Genomic DNA, 5293 nt, shown 5'->3' with positions numbered 1-5293 from the left:
GCGGCCCGTCCGCCGGCAGTAGGCCGCCAGGTACTCCTCCTCTGATGGAATGCCGGCCGGTCGCGCCTCCCCGGCGAACCCCTCGAACTGGTCGTGGCGGAGCCGGAAGGGCAAACAGTGATAGGCGAGATCGCCGAGCGGATGGCCGAGCGTGGAGAGCTCCCAGTCGAGCACGGCGGCGACCCGGGGCGCCGTCGGATGGATGATCATGTTGCCGAGCCGGTAGTCGCCGTGCACGAGCGTCGTCTCGTCGGGCGCCGGGATGTGCTCGGGCAGCCAGGCGATCAGCCGCTCCATGGCCGGGATCGTCTCCGTCTCCGAGGCGCGGTACTGCGAGGTCCAGCGATGGATCTGGCGCGCGATGTAGTTGCCCGGCCTGCCGAAGTCGGCGAGCCCCGCCGCCTCCCAGTCCACCGCGTGCAGGCGCGCCAGCACCTCGTTCATGGCGTCGTAGATCGCCGCGCGCTCGGCCGTCGCGGCGCCGGGCAGCCGGGGGTCGGGGAGGACGCGCCCGGGCACGTAGGCCATGACGTAGAAGGGCGTGCCGATGACATCGGGGTCCTCGCACAGCGCGTAGGTGCGCGGGACCGGAACGCCGCTCCTGGCGAGCGCCGTGATCACCCGGTACTCGCGGTCCACGGCGTGCGCCGACGGCAGCAGCTTGCCCGGAGGCTTGCGGCGGAGCACGTACTGGCGGTCCCCGGCCTCCAGATAGTAGGTCGGGTTCGACTGGCCCCCCCGGAACTGCCGCACGGTGAGCGGGCCGCGGAAGCCCTCGACCTGCCGCTCCATGTACCGCTCGAGCGCCTCCAGGTCGAAGCGGTGCGTGGGGAGCACCTCGATGGTGCCGGCGACGCGCGCCGACATACGCTCTGTCATCCGAGCAAAGATAAGACAGGCGCTGCCCGGACGCCATCTCGACATCGCCGGTGCGATCTCCTATTGTGGGAGCCGGCGCCCATGTCAGCGAAAAACACGGTGCAGCCGACGACGAAGCAGGAGATCCGCGAGCGCGTCTGGGCGCTGCTCGAGTGGCACGGCGTCGGGCGCTTTCCGCTGCCGCTCGCCGAGCGAATCCCCAACTTCACCGGCGCCGAGCAGGCGGCCGCCCGCGCGGCCGAGCTTCCCGAGTGGACGGCCGCGGCCCGTCTCAAGTGCAATCCCGACGCCCCCCAGCGGGCGCTCCGGCTGCGGGCGCTCAGGGACGGCAAGCAGGTGTTCATGGCCGTGCCCCGCCTCACCGACGCGCGCTGCTTTGTCCGGCTCGACCCCGAGAAGCTCGAGGGCAAGCTGGCCCAGGCGGCGACGATCAAGGGCGCCGCGGCGCTCGGGGAGCTGGTCACGCCGGTCAAGCTCGGCCGGATCGATCTCATCGTCGTCGGCAGCGTCGCGGTCAATGCGCGCGGGGCGCGGGTCGGCAAGGGCGGTGGCTACAGTGATCTTGAATACGCGCTGGCGAGCCAGCTCGGCGCGGTGGACGAAGCCACCCCGGTGCTAACGACGGTCCACGAGCGGCAGGTGCTCGACGAGGAGATCCCGATGACGCCCCACGACGTGCCGGTGGACTTCATCGTCACGCCCGAGCGCGTCATCCGCACCGAGCGGGCGTTCAAGAAGCCGCGGGGTCTCCTGTGGGAGGAGCTGTCGGAGGCTCAGCTCCTGGCGATGCCGCCGCTGGCGCGCCTCAAGCCCTGAAGAGCGCCTCGGCAGGGGCCGAGGCCTCCTCCCGAATCTGACGGCTGCCGCCGTCGCCTTCGTCATGCGACTCCAAGACCTTCGGATCCACCGCGAGCTGCGCCGCCGCCGCTCCCGCGCGTCCGAGTAACCGCCGTTCGCGCGCCGGCTCCGCCGGCGCAATCGACTTCTTGGGGGAGGTCTCGGAGGGGGCCGTCGAGGCCCCCTCCGATTGTCACGTCTGGCTGGGGGCGAGCCACGCGCCACCCCCGCGGGGCGGTTGCCAGGCGGCCACGGCATCCAGGAGCGCGGCGGGCGTGTCGGCGAAGAGCAGCAGCGCGAGATACTCCCGCCGTACGAAGCCCTCCCCGACCGCGTGGGCGAGCATCCGCAGCAGCCCATCGAAGTACCCGGCGACGTTCAGGACCCCCACCGGCTTGCGGTGAATGCCGAGCTGGGACCACGTGAGGACCTCCAGCGTCTCCTCGAAGGTGCCGAGCCCGCCCGGCAGCGCGATGAACCCGTCCACCAGCGACGCCATCAGCGCCTTGCGCTCGTGCATGCTCTCCACCACCCGCATCTCGGTGAGGCCGGTGTGGGCCAGCTCCCGCGTGGCCAGCCCCCGTGGAATCACGCCGATCACCTCGCCGCCGTGGGCCAGCGCCGCGTCGGCGAGCACGCCCATCAACCCCACCGAGCCGCCTCCGTAGACGAGGCCGAGCTTGCGGCGGGCCAGCTCGGCCGCCAGCTCGCGGGCGGCGCCGGCGTAGTCGGGGCGGGCGCCCAGCGACGAGCCCGCGAACACGCAGATTCGTTTCATGCCCGGGTCACGTACGCCTCGACGAACTCGCGCGTGAGCGTCCCCGTGCACACCTCCTCGACCGGCCCTTCCAGGCGGAGCGACCAGTCCGGGCGCACGTGGACCGCCAGCTCGCCACCCGGCATCCCCACCGTGACGCGTCCGTGGTCGCAGAGGCCGCTGCGGACGGCCGCCGCCGCCGCGCCGCAAGACGACGAGCCGGAGGCCAGCGTGAAGCCGGCCCCGCGCTCCCAGATGAGGATGTCGAGGGCGTCCCGCGCCTTCACGCGGGCGAACTGGACGTTGGTCCGGTTCGGAAAGGCGGGGTGCTGCTCGATCATCGGGCCCAGTCGCCGGCACTGCGCCTCGTCGAGCCGCTCCACGAAGACCACGCAATGGGGGTTGCCGATCGAGACGGCGGTGACGCGCAGCGCGGTGCCGTCCGCGAGCTGGAGCGGAACCGCCACCACGTCGCGGTCGGGCCCGTTCATCGGGATCTCGGGGGCCCGGAAGCTCACGCGGCCCATCTCGACGGTGACGAAGTTCACCCGGCCCTGGTCGACGTGGAGCTGGCACTCGACGACGCCGCCCTTGGTGTCGACGGTGAACGTCGCCTGCTTGGCGTGCCCGTGGTCCCAGAGATACTTGGCGAAGATGCGGAGCCCATTCCCCGACTTCTCGGCCTCGCTGCCGTCGGGATTGAAGATCCGCAGGCCGAAGTCGGCGCGCGTGGCCGGCACCAACAATAAGATCCCATCGGAGCCCACTCCCCGGTTGCGGTCGCAGATCGTCGCGATGGCGCGCGCGCTCAGGGGGCCGGGCAGGTCGCGCTGGTCGATGACGAGGTAATCGTTGCCGAGGCCGTGGCCCTTGGCGAACGGGATCATGGACGCGGGAGCTCCACCCGCCGTCCGGTGGCCGCCGACAGATAGCCGGCGTAGATCACCTCGACCACTTCGCGGGCCAGGGCCGCTCCCGAGAGCGGCTCGCGCCCCTCGCGGATCGCATCCACAAAGTCCTCCAATTCTTGAGGGTAGCCGCGCACCCAGTCCTCCTCGGGGCTGGGGAACTGCCAGCCGGCCGTGGTCTCGACCTTCTCCGTGATGTACTCGTCGCCCCAGACGCGCCCCTCGGGCGCGTAGGCGACCACGCTGTTGTTGGGCGTGATGTTCGCCTGCACCACTCCGCTGGTCAGGTAGGCGGTGACGGTGTTCCGCACGCCGCCGAGCGTGGTGTCATTCGAGTGCACCGTGGCCTTGGTCCCGTCCTCGAAGGTGATCACCGCCACCGCCCAGTCCTCGACGTCCTCGGCGGCGGTGCGGAGGAAGCGCGGGCGGTCGGCGACGGCGGGCAGCCGCGTGAGCTGGGCCACGTCGGCCAGCACCGACCGGGCGCGGATGGGGCGTCCCTCGCGGAGCCGGCCCTCGTGGTGCTTGAGGTGGAGCACGACGCCCACCGGGTGGGAGCCCATGCGCAAGAGGGAGCCGCCGCCCGCGGTGCGCCAGCGGCGCGCGTAGGCGGCGTGGGAGCCAGAGTGGCTCTCCTCGGCGCGTAGCTCGAGCACGGCGCCCCCGCTCGCCTCCAGCAGGCGGCGGAGCTTGGCGACCGGCGGCGCGTAGACGAAGTCCTCGGCGTAGCAGAGGGTCACGCCGGCGGCAGCCACCGCCTCCAGCACGGCGTCGGCGTTCCGGAGGGCCGCCGCCAGCATGTACTCCCGGGGCTCGTCGGCCTCGCCGAAGTAGCCCGTGAGCGGCTTCTCGACGATGACGTGCTTGCCGGCGCGCGCCGCCGCCACGGCGATCTCGTGATGGACGTCGGTGGTGGCGCAGACGTCCACCACGTCCACCTCCGGCGACGCGACCAGCTGCCGGTAGTCGGTGAAGACCCCGGGGATGCCGTGGCGCTTGGCGAACGCCTCGGCGTCGGCGCGCGTCCGCGCGCAGACGGCGGTCAGCTCGACCTTCACCCCCCGAAGCGGGCGGTAGTTGGCGACGTGCAGCTCGGCGGCAAACCGCGCCCCCACAATGCCCACTCGGAGGGGGGCTTCGCCCCCCTTCCGAAGCCTCCCCCCAGGACCGGGTTGGGCCAGCAAAGCTGGCCCTCGAACCGGCGTGTCGCGAGGCCCTCGGCGCGCGGGCCTATCTCCGGTCGAGCGGGACGTAGGCCTGCCGGGTGGGCCCCGTGTACTCGGAGCGCGGCCGGATGAGCCGGTTGTGCGCGTGCTGCTCGAGCACGTGGGCCGACCAGCCGACCACCCGGCTCAGGGCGAAGATGGGCGTGAACTGGTCGGTGGGAATGCCCATGGACGCGTAGGCGGCGCCGGAGTAGAGATCGACGTTCGGATAGATCTTCTTCTCGTCGGTGACGACGCGGGCGACCGTATTGAGGATCTGCACGTAGTGGGTGCTGCCGGTCTGCCGTCCCAGCTCCGTCGCCAGCCGCCGCAGGTGCTTGGCCCGCGGGTCCTCGACGCGATAGACGCGGTGGCCGAAGCCCATGATGCGTGCCTTGTCGGCCAGCGCCTTCCGGATCCACGCCTCGGCCCGGTCCGGGGTCTGGATCTGCTCGACCATCCGCATCACCTGCTCGTTGGCGCCGCCGTGCAGCGGCCCCTTGAGCGCGCCGATCCCGGAGACGACCGCCGAGTGCAGGTCGGACAGCGTGGCCGCGGTGACGCGGGCGGCGAAGGTGGAGGCGTTGAACTCGTGGTCGGCGTGGAGGATCAGCGCGACGTCGAAGGTCTTCGCCGCGAGGTCCGTCGGCTTCTGGCCGCTCAGCATGTAGAGGAAGTTGGCGGCCAGGGTGAGCTTCGGGTTCGGC

The 5293-nt window shown here is 71.8% G+C and carries 6 protein-coding genes; 1 reads left to right on the top strand and 5 read right to left on the bottom strand.

What is annotated here, in order from left to right; translation table 11 throughout:
* On the bottom strand, positions 1 to 867 hold an 867-nt coding region (locus VGV13_09260; GenBank protein HEV8641271.1), incomplete at its 3' end, for a phosphotransferase family protein.
* Between the two features lie 93 nt (positions 868 to 960).
* Between VGV13_09260 and VGV13_09255 the strand changes: the two genes are divergently transcribed.
* Complete coding sequence (locus tag VGV13_09255) at positions 961 to 1695, top strand: 5-formyltetrahydrofolate cyclo-ligase (GenBank protein ID HEV8641270.1); 735 nt, start codon at positions 961 to 963, stop codon at positions 1693 to 1695.
* Positions 1696 to 1909: 214 nt separating this feature from the next.
* Here VGV13_09255 and VGV13_09250 read toward each other — a convergent pair whose 3' ends face one another.
* From VGV13_09250 to VGV13_09235, 4 genes are all read right to left on the bottom strand, one after another.
* The gene (locus VGV13_09250) at positions 1910 to 2494 is read right to left on the bottom strand and encodes a TIGR00730 family Rossman fold protein (GenBank protein HEV8641269.1); all 585 of its coding nucleotides are present in this window, start codon (positions 2492 to 2494) and stop codon (positions 1910 to 1912) included.
* On the bottom strand, positions 2491 to 3360 hold the full coding sequence (dapF, locus tag VGV13_09245) for a diaminopimelate epimerase (protein HEV8641268.1): 870 nt from the start codon (positions 3358 to 3360) through the stop codon (positions 2491 to 2493). The genes VGV13_09250 and dapF overlap by 4 nt, the downstream gene beginning before the upstream one ends.
* Positions 3357 to 4505: a Gfo/Idh/MocA family oxidoreductase gene (locus VGV13_09240; protein HEV8641267.1), complete on the bottom strand. Its 1149-nt coding sequence runs from the start codon at positions 4503 to 4505 to the stop codon at positions 3357 to 3359. Before VGV13_09240 ends, dapF begins: the two co-directional genes overlap by 4 nt.
* Before the next feature lie 106 nt (positions 4506 to 4611).
* A partial coding sequence (locus tag VGV13_09235) for a citrate/2-methylcitrate synthase (GenBank protein HEV8641266.1) occupies positions 4612 to 5293 on the bottom strand: 682 nt, incomplete at its 5' end.

This window comes from Candidatus Methylomirabilota bacterium, assembly GCA_036001065.1.
Taxonomy (GTDB): domain Bacteria; phylum Methylomirabilota; class Methylomirabilia; order Rokubacteriales; family CSP1-6; genus MNEF01.
Note: the sequence above shows the minus strand (reverse complement) of the source record. Positions and strands in the feature narration are given on the sequence as shown.

What these genes read in the sequence shown, in the direction of transcription:
- VGV13_09255 (HEV8641270.1), top strand. Translation starts at nt 961, where the DNA reads ATGTCAGCGAAAAACACGGTGCAGCCGACGACGAAGCAGGAGATCCGC.
- dapF (HEV8641268.1), bottom strand. Translation starts at nt 3,360, where the DNA reads ATGATCCCGTTCGCCAAGGGCCACGGCCTCGGCAACGATTACCTCGTC.
- VGV13_09250 (HEV8641269.1), bottom strand. Translation starts at nt 2,494, where the DNA reads ATGAAACGAATCTGCGTGTTCGCGGGCTCGTCGCTGGGCGCCCGCCCC.